At 46.2% G+C, this 25,869-nt stretch carries 22 protein-coding genes; 10 read left to right on the forward strand and 12 right to left on the reverse strand.

Annotated features, from left to right (window positions below):
- Positions 1-43: 43 nt before the first annotated feature.
- The gene (locus tag AC0L6N_RS05475; RefSeq protein ID WP_473479631.1) at positions 44-655 is read left to right on the forward strand and encodes a PEP-CTERM sorting domain-containing protein; all 612 of its coding nucleotides are present in this window, start codon (positions 44-46) and stop codon (positions 653-655) included.
- A 77-nt stretch (positions 656-732) separates the two neighbouring features.
- Here the strand turns inward: AC0L6N_RS05475 and AC0L6N_RS05480 are convergent, their stop codons facing one another.
- A complete protein-coding gene (locus tag AC0L6N_RS05480) occupies positions 733-3,000 on the reverse strand; it encodes a tetratricopeptide repeat protein (RefSeq protein WP_473479635.1) in 2,268 nt (755 codons plus the stop codon).
- A gap of 273 nt (positions 3,001-3,273) precedes the next feature.
- On the opposite strand from AC0L6N_RS05480, the gene AC0L6N_RS05485 reads away from it, so the two are divergent.
- The 3 genes from AC0L6N_RS05485 to AC0L6N_RS05495 are packed head-to-tail and all read left to right on the forward strand — an operon-like array spanning position 3,274 to position 6,046.
- On the forward strand, positions 3,274-3,576 hold the full coding sequence (locus AC0L6N_RS05485) for a DUF1330 domain-containing protein (RefSeq protein WP_473479637.1): 303 nt from the start codon (positions 3,274-3,276) through the stop codon (positions 3,574-3,576).
- 3 nt (positions 3,577-3,579) lie between these two features.
- The gene (locus tag AC0L6N_RS05490) at positions 3,580-4,635 is read left to right on the forward strand and encodes a nitrilase-related carbon-nitrogen hydrolase (RefSeq protein WP_473479640.1); all 1,056 of its coding nucleotides are present in this window, start codon (positions 3,580-3,582) and stop codon (positions 4,633-4,635) included.
- Positions 4,628-6,046, forward strand: coding sequence for an aldehyde dehydrogenase family protein (locus AC0L6N_RS05495; RefSeq protein WP_473479643.1), 1,419 nt, complete (start codon positions 4,628-4,630; stop codon positions 6,044-6,046). The genes AC0L6N_RS05490 and AC0L6N_RS05495 overlap by 8 nt, the downstream gene beginning before the upstream one ends.
- A 337-nt stretch (positions 6,047-6,383) precedes the next feature.
- On the opposite strand, the gene AC0L6N_RS05500 is transcribed toward AC0L6N_RS05495, so the two are convergent.
- From AC0L6N_RS05500 to AC0L6N_RS05510, 3 genes are all read right to left on the reverse strand, one after another.
- Positions 6,384-7,649: an MFS transporter gene (locus AC0L6N_RS05500; RefSeq protein WP_473479645.1), complete on the reverse strand. Its 1,266-nt coding sequence runs from the start codon at positions 7,647-7,649 to the stop codon at positions 6,384-6,386.
- Positions 7,650-7,731: 82 nt separating this feature from the next.
- Positions 7,732-8,037: a YciI family protein gene (locus tag AC0L6N_RS05505; protein WP_473479648.1), complete on the reverse strand. Its 306-nt coding sequence runs from the start codon at positions 8,035-8,037 to the stop codon at positions 7,732-7,734.
- An 11-nt stretch (positions 8,038-8,048) separates the two neighbouring features.
- On the reverse strand, positions 8,049-8,804 hold the full coding sequence (locus AC0L6N_RS05510) for a GntR family transcriptional regulator (RefSeq protein ID WP_473479651.1): 756 nt from the start codon (positions 8,802-8,804) through the stop codon (positions 8,049-8,051).
- A 92-nt stretch (positions 8,805-8,896) separates the two neighbouring features.
- Between AC0L6N_RS05510 and AC0L6N_RS05515 the strand changes: the two genes are divergently transcribed.
- The 4 genes from AC0L6N_RS05515 to AC0L6N_RS05530 are packed head-to-tail and all read left to right on the forward strand — an operon-like array spanning position 8,897 to position 14,494.
- Positions 8,897-10,246, forward strand: coding sequence for an MmgE/PrpD family protein (locus AC0L6N_RS05515; protein ID WP_473479654.1), 1,350 nt, complete (start codon positions 8,897-8,899; stop codon positions 10,244-10,246).
- A gap of 3 nt (positions 10,247-10,249) precedes the next feature.
- Positions 10,250-11,668 (forward strand): MmgE/PrpD family protein, encoded by a 1,419-nt coding sequence (locus tag AC0L6N_RS05520; RefSeq protein WP_473479655.1) that lies wholly within the window; start codon positions 10,250-10,252, stop codon positions 11,666-11,668.
- A gap of 4 nt (positions 11,669-11,672) precedes the next feature.
- Positions 11,673-13,148 (forward strand): phenylacetate--CoA ligase family protein, encoded by a 1,476-nt coding sequence (locus AC0L6N_RS05525; protein ID WP_473479657.1) that lies wholly within the window; start codon positions 11,673-11,675, stop codon positions 13,146-13,148.
- Complete coding sequence (locus tag AC0L6N_RS05530; protein ID WP_473479659.1) at positions 13,148-14,494, forward strand: amidase; 1,347 nt, start codon at positions 13,148-13,150, stop codon at positions 14,492-14,494. Before AC0L6N_RS05525 ends, AC0L6N_RS05530 begins: the two co-directional genes overlap by 1 nt.
- A gap of 264 nt (positions 14,495-14,758) precedes the next feature.
- Here AC0L6N_RS05530 and AC0L6N_RS05535 read toward each other — a convergent pair whose 3' ends face one another.
- Complete coding sequence (locus tag AC0L6N_RS05535; RefSeq protein WP_473479661.1) at positions 14,759-15,142, reverse strand: YybH family protein; 384 nt, start codon at positions 15,140-15,142, stop codon at positions 14,759-14,761.
- A complete protein-coding gene (locus tag AC0L6N_RS05540; protein WP_011574353.1) occupies positions 15,139-15,453 on the reverse strand; it encodes a hypothetical protein in 315 nt (104 codons plus the stop codon). Before AC0L6N_RS05540 ends, AC0L6N_RS05535 begins: the two co-directional genes overlap by 4 nt.
- Before the next feature lie 119 nt (positions 15,454-15,572).
- Between AC0L6N_RS05540 and AC0L6N_RS05545 the strand changes: the two genes are divergently transcribed.
- Complete coding sequence (locus AC0L6N_RS05545; RefSeq protein ID WP_473479664.1) at positions 15,573-16,469, forward strand: LysR family transcriptional regulator; 897 nt, start codon at positions 15,573-15,575, stop codon at positions 16,467-16,469.
- A 432-nt stretch (positions 16,470-16,901) separates the two neighbouring features.
- Here the strand turns inward: AC0L6N_RS05545 and AC0L6N_RS05550 are convergent, their stop codons facing one another.
- From AC0L6N_RS05550 to AC0L6N_RS05575, 6 genes are all read right to left on the reverse strand, one after another.
- Complete coding sequence (locus AC0L6N_RS05550) at positions 16,902-17,366, reverse strand: GNAT family N-acetyltransferase (RefSeq protein WP_473479667.1); 465 nt, start codon at positions 17,364-17,366, stop codon at positions 16,902-16,904.
- 174 nt (positions 17,367-17,540) lie between these two features.
- On the reverse strand, positions 17,541-19,088 hold the full coding sequence (locus tag AC0L6N_RS05555) for an amidohydrolase (RefSeq protein ID WP_473479669.1): 1,548 nt from the start codon (positions 19,086-19,088) through the stop codon (positions 17,541-17,543).
- Complete coding sequence (locus AC0L6N_RS05560; RefSeq protein WP_473481260.1) at positions 19,072-20,238, reverse strand: M14 family metallopeptidase; 1,167 nt, start codon at positions 20,236-20,238, stop codon at positions 19,072-19,074. Before AC0L6N_RS05560 ends, AC0L6N_RS05555 begins: the two co-directional genes overlap by 17 nt.
- 76 nt (positions 20,239-20,314) lie before the next feature.
- Positions 20,315-23,491, reverse strand: coding sequence for a TonB-dependent receptor (locus AC0L6N_RS05565; RefSeq protein ID WP_473479672.1), 3,177 nt, complete (start codon positions 23,489-23,491; stop codon positions 20,315-20,317).
- A gap of 86 nt (positions 23,492-23,577) precedes the next feature.
- On the reverse strand, positions 23,578-24,582 hold the full coding sequence (locus tag AC0L6N_RS05570; RefSeq protein WP_473479675.1) for a FecR family protein: 1,005 nt from the start codon (positions 24,580-24,582) through the stop codon (positions 23,578-23,580).
- Positions 24,579-25,148 (reverse strand): RNA polymerase sigma factor, encoded by a 570-nt coding sequence (locus tag AC0L6N_RS05575; RefSeq protein WP_473479677.1) that lies wholly within the window; start codon positions 25,146-25,148, stop codon positions 24,579-24,581. Before AC0L6N_RS05575 ends, AC0L6N_RS05570 begins: the two co-directional genes overlap by 4 nt.
- Before the next feature lie 171 nt (positions 25,149-25,319).
- Here AC0L6N_RS05575 and AC0L6N_RS05580 point away from each other — a divergent pair, with 171 nt between their 5' ends.
- A complete protein-coding gene (locus tag AC0L6N_RS05580) occupies positions 25,320-25,862 on the forward strand; it encodes an NUDIX domain-containing protein (protein WP_473479680.1) in 543 nt (180 codons plus the stop codon).
- Positions 25,863-25,869 lie beyond the last annotated feature (7 nt).

Here is a 25,869-nt window from a genome sequence, read left to right on the forward strand (position 1 = left end):
GTAGAAAATAACTCGAATTCAATAGGTTAAATAAGGAATATTCATGTTGAAAAATGCAAAAATCACTTTCATGCTCAAACACCTAATCCTCGGGGCGGTTTTGCTATCAGGAGTATGTAAAACAGCGAATGCACTGCCCATTTTATCGTTTAACAACACACAAAGTAACGTAAATGAAACGGTTAATATCGGCGATACGATTATTTTCGAACTCTGGTTTTCAGGATTAGAAAACGTCGATGTAGGCGGGTTTGAATTTTTGCTTGGGTTCAACGATGCTGTCAGTTCCCTTAATTCCGCAGTGGGAAATGCGTCATTAGATGAGTTTGATATTTTTGATTTAGCAGGAAATTCAAATCACATTGATGCCTACGCGGTATCATTTGCGGCCGATTTATCCACTCAGGCTAATGAGTTTATGTTTGCGACGCTATCGTTTATGGCCAGTGGTGCAGGCGTCAGCAATCTTACTTTTAATAATCTCATCGTGTCAGATTTAAACGCGTTGGCTATGGATATCAGCGTGTTCGATGCACAAATTACGGTGGTCGATGATACAAACAACATGCCGGTGCCAACCCCGACATCGTGGGGCATATTCCTAATCGGAGTATTAGCCCTAGCGTGTCGATACAGAGGGCATAAACCAAGCTGATACGTTGTTCGGCCATGGTTATGCGCGCTTTGAGCGACGACTAGGGATCGAGAGAAAAAACGCTTGTTTCAGCGGTTTTAAGTCTCTCTTTTGGGGGCTAATTTTTTTTGCTCTAGGATGTTAAAGTCAGGTGAAGCCGCGAACCCAGGGCAAATGGCCTTTAGTTTATCGCGGTAGTCGCGGGCTTTTTCTTCATTACCTAAGTGCAACCAACTTAAAGCAAGTTGATGTAACGATACTGGGTCCGCCGCTGCATTGAGTGCCTCAGCTTGTTTTTTTAAAGAGGCTAAGAGCTCTGTGGTTTGCAACTCGGGTGACAGTTCAGTGACCAAAATATACATAGCCAAACGAGACGCTTTTTGCATGACATTGGCTTCCCCTTTACTTACTTCACGGTCAAGCTCGGACATAGCATTGTGATACGCCTGGAGTGCTTTTTCCGAGTTACCTTGGGTGCGATAAACATCGGCGACATTAGACCAGAGTTGATATAACCCTGGGCCTCCCTCTTCGGTGATGCGCTTAATTTGCGGCTCAAAAATATCCAACGCCTGTTGGCTTTCACCTAGGTAAAAGTGTAGTACTGCAATATTCGATAACAACACTGCATGCTGCGGTTTGAGAGTTAACGCTCGTTGATAATGCGTTTTGGCGTTTTGTAAATCACCCACGCAAAACTGTAACGCCGCTAAGTTGTTTAAGGTTTGATAATTAACTGACAGTTCAGCTGCACGGGAAAAATATTCGATAGCGCCCAATTGATCCCCTTTAAAATAATGAGCACGCCCTTGGGTATAAGGGATTTTCCAGTTGTCTGGCTCAAGCTCAGCTGCATGCGCTAGCTGAGATGAAATGCGCGAGAAAAGTTCAGGCTCGCGGCTTTTTAAGAAGATGCGCATTTGGCTTTCAGCCATCTTTTGCAAAGCGGTAATATCATTGGGGTCCGTATGTAAGGCTTGTTCAAAGTGTGCGTTAGCAATTAGGTAATCGCCCTTAACACGGGCCAAGTTACCCAGTGCATTTTGAATAAAAACAGAATCCGGCTCTATTTCTAAGCCAGTTGAGCAATATCTGGATGCTTCTTCAAGGTTATTTTTATCACTAGTTTCAAGGTTTTGTTCCACTAAAGCCGCGCACATGCCAGCGTATCCATGAACTAAATCTGGGGCGCTGCTAATCACCCGCTGAAAATCAGCCATTGCCCGCAAAATAACTTGCTCAGAACGCTCACCTTCAAAATGCTGCATGCCATTCAAGAACCGTTGCAGGCTATACCAGTCGGCAATATCTGCAATGGGACGTTTCGTGAGCAAGGTGTTCAAACCTTTTTTAAGCTGCAGTTCAATATACTGTTGCGAAGAAGACTGGCTGAAAACCCCAGACCACACTTGCTGCATATCTTCATCTCGAGATAAAAATAAGCGAACCGCAATGTAGCGACCTATCTCAATTAGCTCACCGCTAATCACCAAGTCCGCTTTTTTACTGCGTAATAATTCTTGAGGGCTTTGCACGCCAGCATGAAGGGCTGAGCTACCCACAATCAGTTGAGTAGGGCCCGCCAGTAATTGCTCAATGCTACGGGTTATATCTGCTCCTCTGCGGCCTTTAATCGGCATCACAGCGACCACTTTATTGTCGATATCAACAACAGCCGCCAATGTGTTACCCGCAGAACTTTCAACATCCATTGGCCAAAATCGGTCTATGACTAAGACGCCTAACAGCACTATCAGGGTGATTACCAAAAAGGGCAGGCGCTTATTTTTTCGTTGCTCTTGCTCTTGTTCTTTCGGGGGCGCTTGATGCGCTCGCTCAGAAGTATATGGTTGAGAAGGGCTGTTATCCCCATCACTGCGGCTGTCATCCGCTGAGGGCGCTTTGACAGTAAACGGTTTTCTAAGGTTTTGTTCAGCCTGAGGGGCTGACTGCATTTTACTGTTTGTTGGTGTTTGCATTTGTGTGTGTTGCGCACTGAGCGAGGGAGGAACTTCATCGGTCTGAATGCCAGATGTGTCATCACTCTCCAGCAAACCGCTACTGGGCTGATGATCGACTTCAGCTGAATCTAAATACAGCGCCCATGCTTGCACATCGAGCGCTTTTGCTACCCGCTCAATACTTAAGGGGTCGACTGATTCGCCACGAAATACGCGACTTACCAGAGAGCGCGGTGCTTTCTTTAAGCCCTCTATTTGCTGTATTTTATCAACCACCTCCGCCTGAGACTTAAATCCAGCCGCTAACTGCGCTGTACGCAATTTTTGCTGGGATGCTCGAATTCCCCGGGAGCGTGGTTTGTTAAAAGGGCTATCTGTGTGTTGTCCTTTTGTCACAGTTGTCATCCACTTTGTTAATGTTGTTTTAAGGGATTTGGCCCAGTCATTATTAAACTAAAGTGCTAGAAAGTTAATCGATTTGTGAGTGTTTTTTGATCGATTTTTAAGGGTCACTGCTGCCGCAGTCTTAATAAAGCATGCATTAGCGCCGCGGTTAGTGCTCACTTAAGTGCGATAACCATTGCCAAATATCAAACAGTGAACGAACTAAAAGTTCTTTCACTTCAATATGTTGTGGTATTTGCTAAAGTAAGCGAAATTCAACAAAAGAGTTGTGCTATGAGTGCGTATTTGATTATCCAAGCAACCGTTCATGATTGGGATAAATTTAAGCTCTACACCCAAGCCGTTCCTCCATTGATTAAAAAGTTCGGCGGGCATTATATCGCGATGGGGGCACCGGAATTAATTGAAGGTAAGAGCGCGCCGAAAAGTATCGTGATGTCTCAATGGCCCAGTCGTGAAGCGGTGCACGCATTTTGGGACTCGCCAGAATACGCAGAAGCAAAAAAACATCGAGAAGGCACTGGTGAGTTCAACATCATGCTGATGGACGGCCTGTCACAAACCCCCTTGGAGTAGAATATGTCTATTGCTTATACCGCTGTTGCTTTGCAAACCCGCTGTTTTGCCGTTAACAAATTGAACGTGGCTGATGCTCGTCAAAAAATATTCGATAATATTCGGCGTGTGGGTAGGCATGTTGAAGGCACAAAAGGCTTCGTTGGCCCCAGCGTAAAAATGGTTGTGCTGCCAGAGTATTTTCTCACGAGCTTCCCTATGGGAGAATCCTTGGCTCAATGGAAGGAGAAAGGCGCAATTGCTCAAGATGGCAAAGAATATGAGCTACTTAGCGAAATTGCCCAAAAAAACCAAGTGTATTTGTCGGGCAATGTGTACGAGTTAGATCAACACTTTAAAGACTTGTATTTTCAAACCTCTTTTATTCTAGGCCCCAACGGTGATTGCATATTACGTTACCGCCGTTTGGTGTCGATGTTTGCGCCCACGCCCCACGATGTGCTGGATAAATACTTAGACGTGTACGGCCAATCGTCCTTGTTTCCGGTGGCCAAAACAGAACTTGGTAATTTAGCTTGTGTGGCATCTGAAGAAATTCTATATCCGGAAATTAGCCGCTGTTTGGTGATGAATGGTGCCGAGGTGTTGCTGCACAGTAGCTCAGAAGTCGGTTCGGTTGAGTTAACCCCCAAAGACATCGCCAAACGAGCGCGAGCGGTGGAAAACTTAGCCTATGTGGTGTCGGCTAATTCAGCGGGCATTGCCGATATTGATTTCCCCGCTGAGTCCACTGATGGCATGTCTAAATTAGTCGATTTCAAAGGCAGAGTCATGGCTGAGGCGGGAATGGGCGAGAGCATGGTGGCGAATGCTGAGCTTGATATCACCGCCTTGCGTCGTTATCGCAATAAGCCGGGTATGGGCAACATTCTGTCACGTCAACGTAATGAATTGTTTAGCCAGCATTATAGCCAAGCGGTGTATCCGGCCAATACCATGCTCAATGAAAAGCAGCAGGTGAATGTGCCGCAGCGTAGTCATTTTATTCAAACGCAAATGAGCAGCATTGCAAACCTGAAAGAAGCAGGGGTGATTTTACCGGAGCATTCAGATGAGTAACCGCATGCAAACCATGGCCGTGATTAATCCGCGCACGGGCCAAGAAGATTTTGAGTTAGCCGTGTTCAGTACTGAGCAAGTCGCGAGCATCGCCCTTCATTTAAAACAGCAACAAGCAGCGTGGTGGGAGAGCGGGCTAAACGGGCGAATAACGGCACTAGAGCAATTGGCGAGTAAAATGGCCGAGCATAAAGCCAAACTAGTCGCTGCTCTTATTAACGACACAGGCCGTGCCAGTGAATCGGAACTGGAAGTAGATGTCACCATAAACGCGATACATCGCTGGTGTAAGCAAGCCCCAACGCTTTTAGCAAAAGGCGAATCGTGGGCGGCAGAAATTCCCTTTATTGAATTACAACAAGATTATTTACCTTACCCGCTGGTAGGGGTCATTAGCCCGTGGAACTTCCCGTTGTTGTTATCACTCGTGGATGCCATACCCGCATTGCTGGCTGGCAGTGCTGTGTTAATTAAACCCAGTGAAGTCACATCGCGGTTCGTCGCCCCTTTTAATGACGTGCTTGAAAGCGTACCGGCTTTAGATAAGGTGCTTAGTTTCGTTACCGGTGCAGGGGAAACAGGCCAAGGTGTTATTAATACCGTGGATTCACTGTGTTTCACCGGCAGCGTGGCCACTGGGCGTCATGTGGGCAAAGCATGTGCTGAGCGATTTATTCCTGCTTTTTTAGAGTTGGGCGGTAAAGACCCAGCAGTGGTATGCCATGACGCAGATCCTGCGCTCGCCGCTAAAGCACTGTGTTGGGGCAGCATGGTCAATGCCGGGCAGTCTTGTATGTCACTTGAGCGGGTTTATGTGCACAAAGCGATCGCCGATGTGTTTTTAACGACGCTAGTGCAAAACGTCAACGCTCTTAAGCATAACTACCCTGATATTCAGCAAGGGCAAATCGGCCCCATCATTTCAGCTAAGCAGGTGGGCATTGTTGAGGCTCAGCTGCAAGACGCAAAAGATAAAGGTGCGACGATTTTATGTGGTGGTGAGGTGCTTAATTTAGGCGGGGGGCGTTACTGCGCACCTACGGTGCTAACTGACGTCACACCGGACATGGATATCGTAAGTCAGGAAACCTTCGCTGCTATTTTACCTGTGACCATAGTGGATAGCGACGAGCAGGGGATTGTGATGGCGAATGACTCCGAGTTTGGTTTATCGGCAGCGGTATTTAGCCAGAATGTGGACTATGCCAAGCAACTGGCCAGCCAATTAGAGGCAGGCGCTGTGAGCATTAACGATGCTTCATTAACAGCTTTGATCCATGAAGCAGAAAAGCAATCGTTTAAATACTCAGGCTTAGGTGGCTCGCGTATGGGCGCTGAATCAATCAGGCGTTTTACCCGTAAAAAGGCCTATATTCGCAACACTGGCGTGCCATCCCCTTGGTGGTTTTAGCGCAATATTTGTAAAGTAACGCTATAAAGAAAAGCCATAAATGAAAGCAATAAAAATAGAAGCAACGAGCGAGCCTAATACTCGAAATTAGGGTCGCTTTTTTTATGCTTGATACTTAGTCAATGACTGAAATTATGACGTTTTACCCAAGACGTGTGAACGGTGTGTTGAAGAGAGCTAACATGAACAAATCGTCAACGCGTATTCAAAAGGTGTAAGCACATAAACGTTGGGGGGGATGTATAGGTCGCGAGTATGTGGAGGTAGTGATTACAGAGGTAATAGTGGAAAATCCCCCAGCGCAATGGAGTAAAACGCTAGGGGTGTTGCAATGGGGCTAAACGTGTTTTTTTACTTGGCTGATAAGGACCACAGACAAGGCAACCAATACGCAGAAGATCATAAAGGCATTTTGATAGCTACCGTAAGCATCGTATATTGCGCCTGTGGCATAAATGCCCAGTCCACCACCGAATGCATCGAGCACGGTAATCGTTCCCAGCAACTTGCCTGAGGCTTTCAAACCGAAGTTATTCACGGCGTTTAATTGCAGCAAGGTGTAAAAACCACCCCACATAAAGCCAATTAATCCTATGGCAATCAGCACGTTATCTTTATCCGCGAATAGCATGCCTATTAAGCCTGTTAGCATCAGTAGCAGGTTTGTATAAAGCACACGCTTACCAGTAATTTTATCCGCCACTAAACCAAACAAAAACTTACCTATCAGTGCGGGGACAAATAATACGCTCAGACCCGCTGCGGCAGATTGCAAAGTAAAGCCTAAATCCATTAAGTGCAGCACCAAGTTCGCCTGAAACCCCATGATCGTATAAAAGGTAAACATGGCAATAAAGGCAATAGACCAAAACGAACGCGTTTTGATAGCCTCTTTGTAGGTTAACCCGTGCTGGGATAAATCAGCCCCAGGTGCACTCGCTTCACCTGAAAAGCCAAAAGGTTTTAGCCCAATGTCTGTCGGGCGATTACGCAGCAAGAACAGCGCCAGTAAGAACAATGCTGACGGAATCAGCGCGGCCAACTGCATGCCCTCACGCCATGTCATGCCATCAGCCAACCAAGAGCCAAACAAGGGGGCGAGTACGGCACCGCCAAGTGACGTCCCGACCACCGCAATGCCAATGGCAGTGCCGCGTAATTTTACGAACCAGTTTGACACCAAGATAACGGCCACGTTTAGGCCACACGCCAGCAGCACAATCGAAAAGGCTGCGTGTATCAAATACAGATCAGAGATATCTCTGATATTGCCGTAAGCATAGAAGCACAGACTAAGCACGACAGCACCGACCATGACCAAAAATTTCACCCCAATTTTATCGATTAAAATACCAACAAAGGGCGCTAGCACGCCGGTGAGCGCTAATGTGATCAAGCCGCGCAGTTTTAAATCACCACGGGACCAATCGCTGAATTCAGTGAGCATGGCACTGTCGAATGCCGTGATGCCGGTGATCACCATGCCGTTTGAAATTAACAAACACATCATGGCGATAAAAACGGTTATCCAGTGCATAGGATGTCCCATTCGTTTGCCCTCATTGGATATTGGGCTGTCACTTGATTCTGTTACTGATTGCATGGGAACTCCTGGTTTTCTTGTTGTTATCTGGAAATGCTTTGGTTTCTTTTTATTAAACTAGGGTGCTTTCTAGGGAAAGTGCTTATGTTGGCCAATTTTTACCGCCAACCCAATTACCTGCATACGCATTGAATTCATGTGTTTCTACTGACTGCCAAATATTGGCTACGTAATAAGGGTCACTGAATAAAATTGCTTTTGCTTCATCGATATCTTCTGTTTCAAGTACATAGAGCGAACCAATAATTTTACCGTCATCTTTCAATGGGCCTGCGACACAAATGTTTGCCATATTCTCTTCGACCCAAGCAAGGTGTGCGCCCAACTGCGCAAGCCGTATATCTTGCATTGAAGGTAGGTGATCGATGCAGTTAAATTGCACTAACATGGCGTTTTTGCTCACTTATTGGGATAAAGAACCGACGTGAAGCTAAAACGCTTCGCCGGATAAATACTTTGGGCAACCAGAATTAAATCGTCGTCACTCAAAGAGTAGTAGCGGCGTGTAATTTTCATTGCGGCGGAATCTGCCGTGGCTCCCAATTGTGATGCAAGGGGCTCAGGTAGAAGACAAGCTGAAATTTGCTGTTCGATTTTGCCAATTTTTTTATCATCTAAAGCTTCAATCACAGCGTAGATCGCTGTTTTGGTATCTTTGAGTTTTTCATCCACTTCATCTTGATGTGGTCGGCGGTAGATATTCGAATAACAGATGGGTTTTTTATCATGGGGCTCAAACCGCACACCGCCTATGTGTATGCATTCTTGCCCCGCTGCGCTATCGAGTAGCTCAGCCATTTGCTCGTCAAGGATGATCATGTCACTGACTTGCACTTCAAATCGAGTATTTTGGCCAAAAGCCAACAAGTCTTTCACTGAGTTAATAAACTGATTAATTTGCTCGGGCATGGTGCTGCGTTTTACCAAGGTCCCTGAGCCTTGTTTGCGCTCCACTAGGCCTGTCTTTTCTACATGACGCAGGGCTTCACGAGCCGTATGGCGGCTAATTGAAAACTGCTCACAGAGTTGTTTTTCAGTTGGCAATAGCGTGTTGAGTGCATATTCACCGGCTAAAATTTGGCTGATCAACGTTTCCCCAATATCTTGATATTTAGGCAAAGTATGTTTAGTGGGTAGCGATTTGATTTTAGTCATTTATCCTCAATGGTTATTCGAATAACGAAAAAATACCTGTTATAAATATGTCCGGACAAATTGAAGAGTATAGGAATTAAAGTAACTTGCCAATGACACTTTCACTCAGCAAACAGCTATTAATTGACATTGATCAAATGCCTATCAACCAGCAAGACCTTGCCCGAGCAGGGGAACATGTGCTGGATTGGTTGGCGTGTGCCAACTTAGGTAAATTGTCTGATGCGGGGCGCGCTTATCAAGGCTTACTCGCCCTCGATGAAGGCGGCAAGTGCTCAGCGGTCGGTGGGCAAAAAACGACTATGCAAAACGCAGCCCAGCACAACGGTGCCCTAGGTAATGTGCTGGAAATGGACGATATTCATCGCAGCTCAATATTGCATCCTGGGCCGGTCATTATCCCGGCGGCGTTGGCGGTTGCTGAGCAAATGGATTGCACACTGGAGTCTTTTTTAACGGCTATCATTAAGGGTTATGAGCTGACCATTCGCCTAGGCGAAGCCATTGGGCGTAGCCATTACCGTTATTTTCATAATACAGCCACCTGCGGTGCGCTTGGTGCCGCGCTTGCGTCGTCTACGATACTGAAATTATCTCAGCAACAAGCGCTTTGGGCGATAGGCAATGCGGGCAGTTCTACGGGCGGCTTGTGGCAAATGCGCAATGAAAAGGTCCTCACTAAGCAGTGGCATAATGCACAGGCGTGCCACTCAGGTGTGATGGCGGCGTATATGGCTAAGCAAAATTTATCTGGTCCTGAATATATTCTTGAAGGCCCTCAGGGGATTTTTAACGCGCTGTCTGATGATGCGTCACCTAAGCGATTTCTCGCTAAGCAATCAAGTTGGCGGATATATGATTGCAGCTTTAAGCCTTGGCCGGCGTGTCGCCATGCTCATGGTGCGATGGACGTACTGCTGGAAATACTGAAAGAAGGCACAATGGATATAAACGATATCGAGCGCGTCGATGTGGGGGTTTATCAAGACGCGCAAGTGTTTTGTGACCGGTTAACCCCACAAACCAGCCTGCAAGCAAAATTCAGCATCCAACACGCCTTGGCCGCTATTTTACTCTGGGGGGAACCTCAACTTGAGCATTACACGCAAACAGCCTTTGAAGACAAACAATGCAGTATGTTGCGCGGGCTTATCAACATACGCGTGGATCAGCATATAGAATCGGCGTATCCCCAGCATTTTGGCGCTAAGTGCACAGTGGCTCTGAAAAATGGCCAGCAGATTGTGCGCAGTCAGCAAGATACGTTAGGTGACCCCGAAAAGCCTTTGAGTCAAACCCAACGTCATAAAAAAGCGCATATGCTGCTTAGCCATTCTGGTATGACAGAGGACAACATTGCTAAGTTATGCACATTCGATTGGTCACAATCTGCGCCAATTTCCAGTCTTACCGCGCTGCTGCGCCCATTACAGAGTCTTTAGTCTATGAGCGATACGCCTGTTAATCCTCTTCCTATGAGCACCGCGTCTATAGAAAATGCTCCTGATGCCATTGAATTATTATTGCAACATATTGAAAGCACGGGCTTTGAAGACTTGCCTACGTCAACTGTCAACGCGGCGAAGACCTTTATTTTGGACTCCATTGGAGTTGGGTTAAGTGGCTCGCGAATAGAAAATGTCGCGAAGATAAAACAAGCGGTGAGCCAGTGGGGGCAGGGGCATCAAGCACAAGTGTGGGCTACAGGCGAATGGCTACCTGCGGTGTCAGCTGCAGCCGTAAATGGCTACCAAATTCATAATCAAGAATGGGACTGCGTGCATGAGCCAGCGGTGGTTCACCCAATGGCGGTGATTTTGTCATCTTTGGTGGCGTATGCCCAGCAACACAATTTGTCCGGTAAACAACTGATTTTAGGTGTGGTAATAGCAGTCGATGTGGCCACCTTAATCGGTGAGTGTGTCACCTCGAGCTTGAAGTTTTTTCGCCCGTCGATTTGCGGCTGCTTAGGCGCCGCTGCTGGCATGAGTGCCATGCTAGAGATGAAAGGCGAAACACTGCAAAACGCCCTTGGCATAGCGTACAGCCAAATGAGCGGCACCATGCAATCTCATGTGGAAGGCTCGCCTATGTTGGCTATGCAAATAGGAATAAATGCTTCAGCCGCTATTCGCGCAGTAGATATGGCACAAGCAGGGTTTGCAGGCCCTAAAGATATTTTGCAAGGCCCCTATGGTTACTTTCGTTTATTCGAAGACAGTTTTGATATCCAGCCTCTGGTGCAAAAACTTGGCCGCGAGTATCAAATAGAGCGTGTCAGTCATAAACCTTTTCCTACTGGGAGAGCTGGCCACGGCACCATTGATGGCTTGCAACAACTGCAAAAGCAGCATGGTTTTTCAGCGCAAGATGTTGCCCGCGTTGATGTATACGGTACCCCTTTGATCAACAAATTAGTCGGTCGGCCCATCAAAGAGGGGATGGACGCAAGCTACGCCAAATTGTGTAACGGCTATATTGCCGCCAGCGCATTACTCACCGGTGACATTGGGGTAGTCGATTTTGAACCTGAGTGTTTACAAGATGCAGAGCGTTTAGCGCTAGGCAGTAAAGTATATACCCACTTAAATGCCGTTAGTGACCCAAATGCGTTAGCGCCTGTCAGTGTGTCAGTAACCTTAAATTCAGGGGTAAAGCACAGTGTTGAATTGCAACACGTATTGGGCAGCCCGCAAAATCCTCTGGGCCGTGAGGTGCAATTAATTAAATTTAGCGCCGCTTGCAACAGCGCCATTGTGCCTTTTAACGATGCTGATATTGGCTTTTTGATAAAACGCATAGACCAACTCGAGCAGATCACGAATATTAATAACTTAGTTGAAGCACTCGTCAGTAATAGGTAATGAAATGAATAATATGGTTGATACCGCACCAAGCACAGAAAACAAAGCCCCTAGTCGTTCTTCAGGGAACGTAAAAAAGGCCACATACCCAACCTATTTCGAATCATTCGATTACAGCCAAATGCTGCAAGACTACCCATTGGGGGATGCCGTATTTGAGCAATTTGAAGGGATGAGTAAAAGCGCGCTCAAAGCACTGCAGAACGAGCGTTTTATGCACGTGGTGAAACGCGCCTGGGAGATCCCTTTCTATCAGCGCATTTGGGGCAATGCTGGCGTTAAACCAGAGGATATTCAAAGCCTTGATGATATTGAAAAGCTGCCGCTTATTTCAAAGTCAGACATCATGGACAGTGTGGATCAGTACCCCCCGATTGGTGATTTTCATGGGCTTGATGGCATACCGCCTGAGCAGCGCCCACCTTTGGTATTTCATACCACGAGCGGTACTACAGGTACGCCGCAACCTTTGTTATTTGGGCCTAAAAGTCGAGAAATACAGTCTTTGTTAGTGGCGCGCTCGTACCGTTTTATGGGGTTAAAACCCGCAGCTACGATTCAATCTTGCTACGGTCACGGCATGATCAACGGCGGTCACTACATTCGCGAAGCTGTCACTAAATACACTAACTCAATGTTTCTATCAGCGGGCACAGGGGTTGAAACACGCTCGGTACAACAAGTTAATTTAATGAAAACCTTTGGCGTAAACGTACTGGTTGGGTTTGTTGATTATATTAAGCGCCTAGCTGATGTGGCTAAAGAAGAAGGCTTAATTCCTGGTAAAGACATTAAAATCGATATGATCATTGGCCATTTAGGCATGGAAAGCCGCGAAAGTATTGCTAAAACCTGGGGTAACCCTGAGCTATTCGATTGGTATGGAGTTGGTGATACCGGCACTATTGCCGCAGAGGGACCTGATCACTGCGGCATGTACGTGTGGGAAGATGCCCAGTATTTAGAATTGCTTGATACCGATAGCAACGAGCCGGTAGCGCCCGGTGAAACCGGAAACATGGTGGTAACGTGCCTTTATAAAGACGATGTGTATCCAATTATCCGCTTTAACACCCACGACATCACCCAAGAAGTGGTAGGTGAAAACAGCCTTAATCTGCCGTTTAAGCGCATCAAAGGTTTTATGGGACGCTCTGACAATATGGTCAAGCTGCGCGGTATTAATATCTACCCTCAAGGCGTTGGACCAATGCTTGACGAGCGAGTTGAGTTTCTGGGGGAGTTCATTTGCGAGGCTGTTCGCGATGCGAGCGGACGTGACGAGATGATTGTGACCGCTGAAGTGTCTACTCCCCTTGGTGAGCGAGATGCCTTGTTGCCTGCCTATGCTGATGTGCTGAAGCGCAAAATAGGCATTGAAGTGAAGGTGGCTTTGGTAGGGGAAGGCGAGCTGACCCCATTAACTCAAGTAGACATAAGGCAGAAACCTATACGTTTAATCGACAGCAGGTTTAAGTAATGGATATCGCACTGCTCAGCCAAGACGTGAGTACGCATATTGCGCTCATCAAAGATAAACAAATCTCGGCTCAAGAGTTAGCAACCGAGCAACATAGCTTCATCGAACGTGTCAATCCGTCGATAAATGCCTTTATCAGCTACGCCATGCCGAATGTTGAGCAAAACTCTTCTTTTGATAAGTCCTTATTCCAAGGAATTTGTATTGGCGTGAAAGACAATATTGATGTGCAAGGTTTTGCTACCACAGCAGGCATGGCGACGCGAGTCGGGCGCCAAGCTAAACAAGATGCGTTTGTGGTCAGCCGTTTAAAGCAAACCGGCGTTCAGGTGATGGGCAAGCTTAATATGCACGAGGGCGCGCTTGGCGCCACCAATCAAAACGAGCATTTTGGAGATTGCCACAACCCCCATAAGCATGGCTATACCCCGGGCGGTTCATCTGGCGGTTCAGCCGCTGCGGTGGCCTCTGGTATGGTGGGATTGTCACTGGGTACTGATACCATGGGCTCGGTGCGTATCCCTGCGGCATATTGCGGTATTTTTGGTTTCAAACCCAGTCGCGGAGCGGTGAGTAATCACGGCACTGTGACGTGCAGCCGAGTAATGGACAATATCGGCCCGCTAGCCCGCTCAGCAAAAGATTTAACCTTAGCGCTCAGTGTGATGAAAGCCTTCGATGAAGGCTGTGCTTCCTCTATTGATTTCAGCGCATTTAATCGCCTGTCGTACACTGACAATAAAGTATTACTGGTACCTGAGAACTTAGAACAATTAGGCGTTGCATCAGACATCACTGCTGACTTTGCCACTAATTTAACGGCGTTCACAGACTTAGGGTTTAGTATTCAGTATTTTGATTTTTCAGGATACGACTTTGGTGCAGCCCGAAGAGCGGGTTTGCTGCTGTGCGAAGCCGATATGCGTATTGAACACCAAGAGGATTGGGCCAACAACCAGCAACAGTTCTCAGAATATATGCGCGGCATGCTGTCGTATATCGAACGAAAATCTCCTATGGATATGATGCAGTCTGAACGGGTTCTGGATAACGCTAAAGTATTTGCGCGTCAATTGTTCAAACAAGGCTGCGCGATATTGATGCCTACTGTTTTACAACGGGCATTTGCGTTTGAAGAGCCCGTGCCAGCCAATCAAGCCGACTTAACCAGTTTTGCCAATCAAGCGGGCTTGCCGGCGGTGTCTTTACCCATGCTCAGTGATAATCCGTTACCCGCTGGAATGCAAATTGTCGGTCCTTTGGGCAGTGATAATCAACTATTGCAGTTAGCAGAGCGTTGGCAAGAGCACACGCAATTTCGCTATACCTTGCCTAGCGTGGACTAACCGTAAGATAGGTGAAAAACGCTCAGGTAAATGACCATCAGGAAAAAAGGGTAATCAACGATTAAGCGAATGCTTCATGCTTCAATAGATTAAATCTAACAAGTGGCAAAGCGCTACTTAAAGGCATTGAATGCTTTTTTTTCTGATGCGAAATTTTGACATTTAGGCGGCAAACCTATTGTGGTGATTGCCACGCTTTTCGGAAATAGGGGATGCACGTAAAACTATATGCATAGCCCTTTTCCATTAATCAGCAACTAACGTCTAGGCGTAGTTATTATCCATGTCGAGTATCATTTTCCATGAGCCATCTTCCGTGCGACGATAAACTAGGACTAAGCGCCCTTCAGGTTTTCCAATTTCTCCTGTGACTTTGTTTTTCACCTCACCATAAAAACGGCCAACAACAACGGCTACATCACCAAAAACTTCTAGCTGCTCAATATCGTAACCAGACGTTATATCGGCCATTTCGATACGCGGCACATATTTATCTCTTATCGCTTGAGAGCCGACAGTGGCAGACTGGCGATTATTAACCGTTATGACCTTTGGATCACAGGTCGCAATCATACGCTCGATGTCGCCGCAGCCTAGGCCATTATTCCAAGTGCTTATGACTTTTTTGATATTATTAATATCACTCATTTGTTTTCTCCTGTGAGGGGCTGGTGCTCAGTGAAATACTGTCCAACAAGAATTTCTTCAATTTCACCTAGAAATGCTTTGGTTAGCTCACGTTTGGCAAATTGTGGTGTCACCTTTTTCGCGATTTTTTCATCAGCGAAGGTGTAAATTTCTGCAAATAGTGTTGGGCGATCGGGGTTGATGGTGACGTAGGTTTTCCACGAATCAACACCTTCGACACTCAAAAAGTCTTCCCGAGCTTTTTCTCGAATATCATTTGCACGGCCTGCGTCTTTCATTTTTAAAACAAATATTTCTGTAACTTCTGTCATGACATCCTCTTTGTAATTAGTTAAAAGCGCTATTGAATAGCGCTTGCTTTTAAATATAAGGCGCCTTATTGTTTATTTAAATCGTTAAATAAGTAACAGACTGTTAGGATTAATGAACAATGAGAGGTGCAAACCTAAATGACATTTCGATATTCGTTGAAGTAGCTAAAGCTAATGGTTTTCGCGCAGCTGCTGCAAACCTGAATCTTGCTGCCGGCTCGGTGAGTGAAATCATACAACGACTTGAAGGAAAACTTGGCGTCCGCTTAATCGATAGAACCACACGTAAAATTGCGCTCACCAGCGCAGGGGAAAAGCTCTTTGAAAGGTCACTGCCAGCATTAAAAAATTTAGAAAGTGTTTTGGTTGATTTAAGCGATGATGAAAATATTATTTCAGGCACGTTACGCCTGTCAGCCCCGCGAAGCAGCTCGCCGTTTTTCCTCGATGAGGTGATTGCTAAATACGGAAAAGCGTATCCTGCTGTGGCTGTTGCGATAATGTATGATGATAGCAAAGTTGATTTAGTGACATCAGGCATTGACGCTACGATACGCTCTCAAACTCTGCTTGAAAAAGAAACTCATGCAGTAGAAATAGGACCAAAACTAGACATGGCACTCGTCGCTTCTCCTGCTTATTTGGAAAAACATGGGCTGCCTAATAAGCCAATCGAGCTTACTAAACATGAAGGCATCCGTTTTGCGTTTGGCTCAACAGATAAGCTTGCTTCTTGGGAGTTTGTTGATGGGAAGGGCACTCCTTATTTGGTAGAGCCAAAACCTAGAATGATAGTGAATGACTTGGTTTCAATGATTAACTTTGCAAAAACGGGACTTGGTTTGGCGTATGTTTACAGAAAACCTGCGGAACCATTTATCATCTCTGGGGAGTTAGTGACACTTTTTGATGAATATGTCCGGCCGCTACCTCGATACACCATCAATTATTTAACTAAACGCCATATGCCAGCGAGACTTCGTGCGTTTATTGATATTGCTAAAACCATGTCCTGAATGTGTGTTTTTTGAACATTGATTTGTAGTGACAAAAATGAATCTGATTTTAAGCAAGTGAAAACTTAAAAAGACAAAACTTAAAAAGACATCCACATTAAAGGTCGTATCAAAACTCTCTTACTCATAGGGATAATTTTCCTCAACTAAAGGTGATTTATTGCTAACCCTAACGATTGAGAATGATTACTGGAATATTGAGTGTTGACGGAGAATACGCAGCGTAAGGTCAACTTTTAGGCAGGGGAGTGGCTACAGGGTATGCATGGTATGTACTGTTTGAAATTGTTTTAGGCGCGCTTTAACGACGCTTTCGCTTTGGTCCTTCCTCGCAGCCGTTGATGATGAGTGTGGCGCTTGAAGGTATTCATCATTTGCTCCGCGCCTGCTGCGTAGTAGAACTGTTTTTCTAAAGAGGGGATTAGAACAGCATTAGCTTAAATCGCTAACCATATAAATGCAGTCTATTAGGGGCATATCAGTTGGGTATTCGCTTTGTTTAAAGCCTAACCTTTGATAAGCATGGATCGCGTTGGAATTGTCTTCAAAAACAAACAGTGAGCAGGTGTTTACCTGTAGATGCTCTTTTCCTTTTACCGTTAATTTCGCAATAAGCGTAGCCACAATGCCTTGTCCTCTTTTTACGGGATTAACGACTAATCGTCCTAAGTGGCACCTTTTTTCACGCAAGTAATATTGACCAAATGCCAGCAACTCTCCTTGTGGTGATAACAATGAATAAGATGAGAGCGTTGACAACTTCAAGTCTTTTTTGAAGGTGGATTCGGTAAACGGATAACGGAAGTTCGGTCCCGACCACATCGTTAGTTGCGCCTCGTTGTCAAACCAGCTCATCAATTGAACTAGGTGTACGTCACTCACTTCGGCTAATTTCATACATTCTCTTTATAAATTAGTTATATATTCTTGATGCTCTCTTTATATTGTTTCCTTAGTGTTTGTTGACCCACGCCTAATAGCACTCATGATTTGGCTGGCCTAGGCAACACTTAAATGGTACCCGGTCAGCCTAGCCGCTAGCATATTGCTAAAGGGTACTCAGTGCTTGCTTTATTTCGGCGTGATTGCCGGTGCGCGCTCGCCAATCTGAGATTGGTACCGCACATTTCCTACTCGTGTTTTCCACTCTGCTTTTGCTTTTTCTATCAGCGCGGGTTGTTGAAATAAGCGTATTGCACTTAGCGCGAGCGTCTTGCTGGCTAGGTGCATGCCTTTATGACCAATACTCATGCCGCCAGCAGCAACCGCTTGCCAGGTGTGAGGCGCTGTACCTGGTACCCAAGTGGCGGCTACAAAGCCTGCCGTGGGCACGTTCCAGCTAATATCCCCCACATCGGTAGATGCGGTAGCGTGATAGATATCATCTGTATAGGGTTGAATGATTTGCTCGTTGCCGACTTGGTTCAATGCACGTTTACTGAGTGTTGGGCGCAACTCTTCAGCAAATGCTTGTTCTTTAGGAGAGTATGTAATACCACCAAAACGCTGCATAGCATCAAATGTCACTTTCGCGAGCGTGGCATTTGGCAAGGTACTCCACACGCCTGACATAATTTCCCAATCGACCTTCGTTTGTGTACCCAGCGCGGCCGCTTGTGCGGTTTGCTCTAAGCGTTGCCATAACTCGGGTAGCTCGCCGGCTGATGGGGTGCGCAGGTAGTAATAGACTTCAGCAAATTCAGGCACTATGTTGGGGGCTTCGCCGCCGCTGGTGATGACATAGTGAATGCGCGTGTTTGAGGGCACATGTTCACGCATCATATTTACCATGTAATTCATGGCTTCTACGGCATCGAGTGCTGAACGGCCTCGCTCCGGCGCTGCAGCGGCATGCGAGGCAATGCCATGAAAGCGAAATTTAGCCGTTTTGTTGGCCAGTGTTGTCATGGGCTGAGTCGTGTTTTGGCCACCAGGGTGCCAATGCAATACGCTATCGACATCATTGAACAAACCCTCTCGCACCATATACACCTTGCCTGAGCCACCTTCTTCCGCTGGTGTGCCGTACAAACGAATTTCGCCGCTTATCTTGTTCAGAACCAGCCAGTTTTTAACCGCTATTGCAGCGGCCAGCGAGCCTGCGCCGAATAAATGATGACCACACGCGTGGCCTGCGGCTTTACCTGCAATGGGGGCTTGGTGAGGAACCGCTCCTTGAGATAAGCCGGGCAGGGCGTCCATTTCTGCTAAAATAGCAATCACTGGCCCTTGGCTTGCTGAGCGTTGATGCTTCGACGCGCTATCTGAGCGATAACGAGCGACAAATGCAGTGGGCATACCTGCTACGCCAACATCGACTTCAAAGCCATGCTCAATGAGGATATCTTGCATGGCTTGACTGCTTTTTTGCTCGTGAAACCGAGTTTCGGCCCACTGCCACATATTGTCAGCGAGTGTGTTGCTCATTGCTTGCTGTTGGTTAATCTGCTGTTCAACAAACGTCGCAGCATCGCCGTTCGGGTCTAACGGGTTAACTGCGGCCAAGGTTGCGCTTGAGTAGATATAACTCGTGGCGAGCAGCAAAACGTTGCTTACTGAATAAAAACGCTTTGAGTACGCGCGTAATAGCGCTGCTAGCCAGTTATTTTTTATCAACATAAAATGCTTCTGGTTCAACGTCTAACAGGTTTTCTACCAAGGCTTTGGCAGCTTGCTTTGCAACATAAGGAATAAGTTGGCGATTGGTGTTATCACCCACTTCGTAGGTGACCCCGTGTACTTTATAGTGATCGGCGATGTACTGCTTGAATATTCCGCGATCCGGTGATGAGGCTGACTTATTCACGGTTTTGAAAACCCAACCTGTCTCGGCATCTAAATCGGATAACCAGCCGGCCATCAAAGGGATAGGTGCTAAATCATGATCATCTGGCATGGTGTAAAAAACATCATGAAAGGTTGAGTGAAAATCTACCGCAAATACAATTTTACCGCCGCCTTGCACTATGCTGGTCATTTTGTCTCGTACCAGCCGCGTTTCTGCCTGAGCGAAGTTTTTCCAGTCCCGGTTAAGGTCAATGCCATTGGCATTGTGTCGCCAGTTACCGGTTTCAACGCCGTCTGGGTTCAAATCTGGCACCATCAGAACGTTAAAGCGTTCAAAGAACGGGGTACTTAGTGCCTCATCCAGTAATAGGGCTTCACTGAAAGCAAATAGCGCCATGGCCCCTGTCACTTCTGGCGGGTGTTGGCGTCCTATGATCACTAGCCATTCGTTATTCTTCGGCGACTGTTTAATCAACGCTTTGATTGGCCGGCCCTTTTCTGATAGCCCTAACGTTTCAACCTCAAGGGAGGGTTGCTGTTTTTTGAGACTGGCTAGCCAGTCGTCATACTCTTGATTATCAATGGCTTCTTGGGCTGAAATCCAAATTGGCTCTTTGCCTGTGTTCAGGCTGATCCACATTTCTTTGCCTTTGGTGTTAAACGGAATGTTTTGCCACTGAGTGCCATCCGTACTGAGTTTTGGTAAATAGCGGGGGTTGTTGCCATTGAACGTCAGTTTAAGCGTTATCTGGGCATTTTGTTCTGACTGAACTTTAAAACCAAACCAAGGGCTAGGATTAACCGGCTCATTTTCTGGCAAAATCCCAATATGGTATTCATGTTTAGCCAACCGTTCGCAGGTACTCAAACGGGCAGTGCTAAAGTCGCTATGAAAGGTGACATCGTCAAATTGGCAGTCTTTGGCCTGACTAAATGCTGAAAACGTGGCGAGTAATACTAAGGGGAAAAAATATCTAAGCATGGTGATGGCATTCCATTCTTTATGGGTCATAAAAAAGCCAATCAGCGTATCCGCGATTGGCTGTGTTGCTAAAGGGCTAAAACTTCTTGTTCAGAGTCATGTACAAGTAGCGGCCTGATGAAGAGTGAACACTGCTTTCGTAGCCAAATGTGCCAGAGGTGAAAGGTGGTTCTTTATCACCAATATTACGTGCACCTAAGGTTAGCTTGGTGTTCTCTAGTAAACTGTTTTGCTCTTTGAAGGAGTAGGAAGCGTAGGCATCAACCGTAGACCAATCGTCGATTTGTTGATAAATCAAATCACCCGCATCATCAAAATAAGATAAAAAGACGTTTTCTAGCTCGCTGATGTATTTGTATTTAACCCCAGCACCCCAGCTGTCTTTTTGCCACTTAATGCCGATGTTGCTGCGCCATTCGGGGCGACCATTTTTAGTAAGCAAATCACCAGCGGCACCCGGAATACCAACAGCTTCACCATTAAATAGTACCGCTTCATTACCGCTTTCTTGGGCAGTGACTACCTGCTGAGTGATGGAGTCCAAGCCCTGGTCAAATTGGGTTAAATTCGCCGCATTAGCGGTGAAGGTGAAATCGCCTACTTCAGTATTCATTTTGTAAAAGATGCTGTAGTCGACGCCTTTAATTTCACGAGGCAAAAGGTTGGTGTAGTCGTTCGTCACATACAAGATTTCATTGTTTTCATCACGAATAACGTTGGCATTGCTGCCACCATCGGCACGTAGTAACGTATCGTACAAAATCTGCGTTTGACTGCTTAGAATTCCCACCACGTCTTTTTGCTTTATGTGCCACCAATCAGCGGTTAACGTCAGGTTTTTCATAGGGGTAAACACAATGCCTGCAAAGGTGTTGGTGCTAGTTTCAGGTTTTAAATCATCGCTACCGTTACGAATTTCAAGTGTGCCTTGGCGAATGCCTGATATGGGATCAGAGCGGGTGTTTGAGCGTGACACATCAACCGCGGTGGTTTGCGGTAATCCTGGTGCTTTAAAGCCTTCGGCATAAGCTGCACGAAGCTGAACCATGTCGTTGACTTGCCAAGCGAGAGATATTTTGGGTTTGGTAATATCCCCTACATCTGAAAAACGCTCATAGCGAGCAGCCAATTGCATGTTTAAGTTTTTTACCAGAGGTAAATCAGATAACAAAGGCACGGCAAATTCCACGTAAGTGGAAAACACATTGCGACTACCTGAAGAGTCTGGCGTTGGGCTGCTGCCCAGCACTGTACTGGCAAGCGCCGATGGATTGCCGGTGACCACATCAATAAAACTATCAGTGCCATTTAACGCATCACTTCGGGCATCAGAGAAACTTTCATAGCGGTATTCAATACCCACTGCCATGCCCACGTCCCCGGCGGGTAACTCGAAAATGTCAGGGCGGGATATTTTAAAGTCATACAGGGCGAGCTCGGTTTGGGATTCGCGCTCGATATTGAACATAAAGCCGTCGATAACGTCTTGGTCGTTACCTGTGTCATCGCCACTGTTTGGCGAAGTTAAGCTGCCACCGTTGAACAAGTTATAGGCTGTGCTTTGTTCTGTGCTGTTCACTGCTTGCTGAAACAAAGTAGTATTCACCCGATTTGCAGAGTCTAGGGTATGCGCTTTTGAATAAAGCAGCGCCGTGTCCCAGTCCCAATCTTGATAGTAACCTCGCAGACCAGTCAAAAAGCGGTAGGAGTAATCTTCAACATTAATTGCACGTGGGCCTGTATCAATAGGGCGATAGCGTCTAACTGTTACGTCTTCGCCGAATGGATTATAAAATGCATCACTGGCGACAGTAAAACGCTGAGCGGTTAAGTTTCCGCTTTGTTCGCGTAGGCGGTCAGCTTCTGCTCGGTAATACAGAGCTTCGCCATATAATTCAATTTCATCAGTCAGGTCATGGGTCAGCAATGCGTATAAATTTACGCGGCTTACTTCTGAGCTTAATGAACGTTCTGAGTTTGAATCGTAACGCAACTCACGATCTAAGCTGCCACCGTCTGCGCATATGCCATTGCCAAGGGCAACCTCACAACCATCGAATGTATCTGGCTGAATGTGAAATGTGCCTAAGCTGCCTGAGCTTAACTCTGCCCAAGGCGTTGAGGTAGTGCGACCATCTAATGAAGTGTTGCCGACAAATTCAGGGTTCAAACCTGGATAATTACGGGTATCTGAACTGGCTGCATATTCTCGCTCAGATGCCATGAGCATATCTTGCTCATACACGCTGGCACTGAGTGTCAGGTGGGTTTGTTCATTGTTAAAAAACCAACCGCCAGAGCCAGATAAACTGAAGGTGTCTTTGTCAGTGCCATCATTTTTACCGTATTGGAACTGCAAGTCGCCACCGGTGTTTTTGTCTTTAAGAACATAATTAATAACGCCCGCTATGGCATCTGTACCGTATATTGCAGCGGCACCGTCGCGTAATACTTCGACGCGTTTAAGGCCCCGTACCGGTAGGGCATTTGAGTTGACCGTGGTCACGGGCACTAAGTCTTCTGCCTGGGTACCAGGGTGCAATACTAAGCGCCGTCCGTTAAGCAGCGTTAAGCTATACCCTGTACCGATACCGCGCAGATTGACCGAGGACACATCGCCACGGGCATCGTTTACACCGCCCACCACGCGCTCACTGTTGAAGCTGACTTCGCCCTGCTGGGGCAATTCAGCCAGCAAATCTGCACCGCTAGTAATGCCTAAATCTTCGAAGTCTTCGGCACTGAATGTGCTAATAGGCAATGCGCCAGAGTCTTGGTTGACGCGAATATTTGAGCCCACAACTTTGATGCGCTCAACACTGGCTTCGCCATCAGCCTTTTTTGCTGGTGTACCTGCAGCGCTTTTTACTGCCTCAACAGGCTCAACAGGCTCAATAGTCTCTGATGTATTGGAGCTTGATGAGGTGCTCTTATTTTTTTCGCGAATGATAAACGTATCCGCAGAGCGCTTAACGAACTCTAACGAGGTGTTTTCAAGTAAAATACGTAAGGCGTCGTCTACTGATAACGTGGCTGATATGCCACGAGTGGTAATATCTGGGGTAATGGCAGAAGAAAACAAAATTTGCGTTTCACTTTCTTCGGCGAGTTCGAGCAATGCAGCATCGAGTTTTTGTGCGGGTATGTCTATGTTCTGTTGCGGTGTTTGAGCTGCAAAACTGTTCCCTGTTTGCAGCATGAGCATAATGCTGCAAGCAAGGGAGCTGAGTTTAAACGACTGATGTGATTTCATATGTGTGCCTCTATTATTATTAGAAATGACTGTTCCTATTAGAGGTATACGCAAGGCACTAAATAATCCTCCACAAAAAGTGAAAATTAGTTTCTTGCGCTCAATTCTATATAGTCAGGGTAACGGTCAATCTCAACAGGTAGCGCGGCTTCAAGGGCGGACAAAATACTGTTTCCGTCTTTTAACTTAAATACCCCACTTATTTTTAGTTTGCCAAGATCTCGATTTTGAAGAGTGATTTTCTTCAAGCGATAACGGTTAAATTCAGTGATAACGTTCGCCAGCGGCTCATTGTTGAAACGAAATATCCCTTGTCGCCATTGTTGGTTGGCCAGCACTTCCTTGGAGGTCACATGGGTAATCACTTCACTGGTGCCGTTGAAAGCGCCGACTGAGCCCGCGGGGAGTAGGGTTTCCGCTTCTTCAAAATCTATATGCTCACTCGAGGGCAACGCCGAGGGCTGTATTGCGACTAAACCTTCTGTTACCGATACTTTTAGCGTTGCATCAGACTTTCGCACATTAAATTTTGTACCAATGACACGAATGGTTTTCTCGCCGGTGTTAATACTAAAGATCCGACTTTCGTCTTTCGCTACATCAAAAAATGCTTCGCCGCGCTCTAACCATACTCGGCGCTGCTGTCCCGTAAAATCTATTCTGATCGCACTGTCGGTGTTGAGTGTTACGGCACTGCCATCGGGCAAGCCGACCGTGCTTATTTCACCTATGGCTGTGTGGTAGGTGTTCGGCTTAGGGGTGGCCGCTTGATACAAAGGGGCGGGGCCGGGGAGCGTGAGATACCACATCACTAGCACAGTACATACTAAGCTTGCAGCAACGCTCGTTAACCAGTAAGCGTTTTTCTTATTCTTTTTCTTATTCTTATTTGGTTGTGCAGTTTGAAACAGTTGATTGCTGGTGTCCCAAATAGCAAGCATGGAGTCAAACTCCTGCTGGTGCTCAGGAGACCTGTCGCACCAGACGTAAATTTGCATTTCTTCTTCCGCGCTAAGCTCACCTGAATATAGACGCGCAACGTAAGTCGCCGCTTGCTGTTGTATTACTTCTCGATTCATATTGCTGCTCATAGGGAAGACACCTTCGCTCTGATGGCAACCAAGGCCGCTGAAATATACTTTTCTACTGTGCTGACTGATACACCTAATGCGTCACTGATTTCCCGGTAACTCATGCCTTCTACTCTGTTTAACATAAATGCCTGTTTGTGGCTGGTTTTAATCTCTGCTAATGCAGTCTCTATTTCCCGTAACTGCTTTCTGTTTTGCAGTGCTCGCTCGGGGGAAAATAAGGATGTAAATATAGCCGTATCTTGTTCGCTTACATGGGCGTCTTTGCAGCGCACTTTAGCACGTCGGTCACGGTCGATTAATATATGGGTGGCAATTTGAAATAGATAATTACGTACTGTATCCATTCTACCTGACAGCTTTTGAGGTAAATCGTCGAGCTTCAACAGGCGCTCATATACCTCTTGCATCACATCTTCACAGTCGCTGTCGTTTAATCGTGAGCGCACGCGAATAAAACGGCGTAATGCACTGCCATATTCATCGTACAGTTGTTTTACTAACAGGCTGTTTTCATCTTTGGCAATGAGCTGTTTTTTTGCCCGATGTAGTTGGATGACTTTCACGCCTTACCCATTAAATAACCTCATGTTACTACGTATACGCAGCGAAATTAAAACCCCTCAATAAATCTCGGAATTACTTTTGTATGCAATGAGAAAATACTCATGCTTTTACGCTAGGATAGGTCGACTCAGTGTAGCGCGACCTAACGACTAATCTACTAGGATGAAAAAATGAGCGATGAAATACAGACATTAACCAGCACGGTTGTTTATGAAAACAAATGGATGTGCTTAAAAGAAGATAAAATTCGCCGCAGCAGTGGTAGCGAAGGGATTTATAGTGTGGTTGAGAAACCCGACTTTGTGGTGATTTTAGCTGTGCAAGACGGTTTTATTCATTTGGTTGAACAATATCGCTATCCCATTAAAAAACGCTGTTGGGAATTACCCCAAGGCGCGTGGGAGGAAAACCCTGATGCTGATCACGCATTATTAGCTGCTGGAGAGTTAAAAGAGGAAACCGGGTTGGTTGCGAATAAAATGCATTATTTGGGAGAGCAATACCTAGCCTACGGGTTTTGCAATCAGATGTACCATATTTACCTTGCCACTGAACTTACCTTTACCCAAATCAATTTGGATCCTGAGGAAGAGGGATTAATTACCAAAAAGGTACCGCTCACTGAGTTCGAGACAATGATTTTATCTGGTGATATTAAAGATGCCTCTACTGTGAATGCCTACGGGCTAGCAAAACTTAAAGGGATGCTTTAAATGAAAC

It is taken from the genome of Paraglaciecola sp. G1-13, from assembly GCF_055809255.1.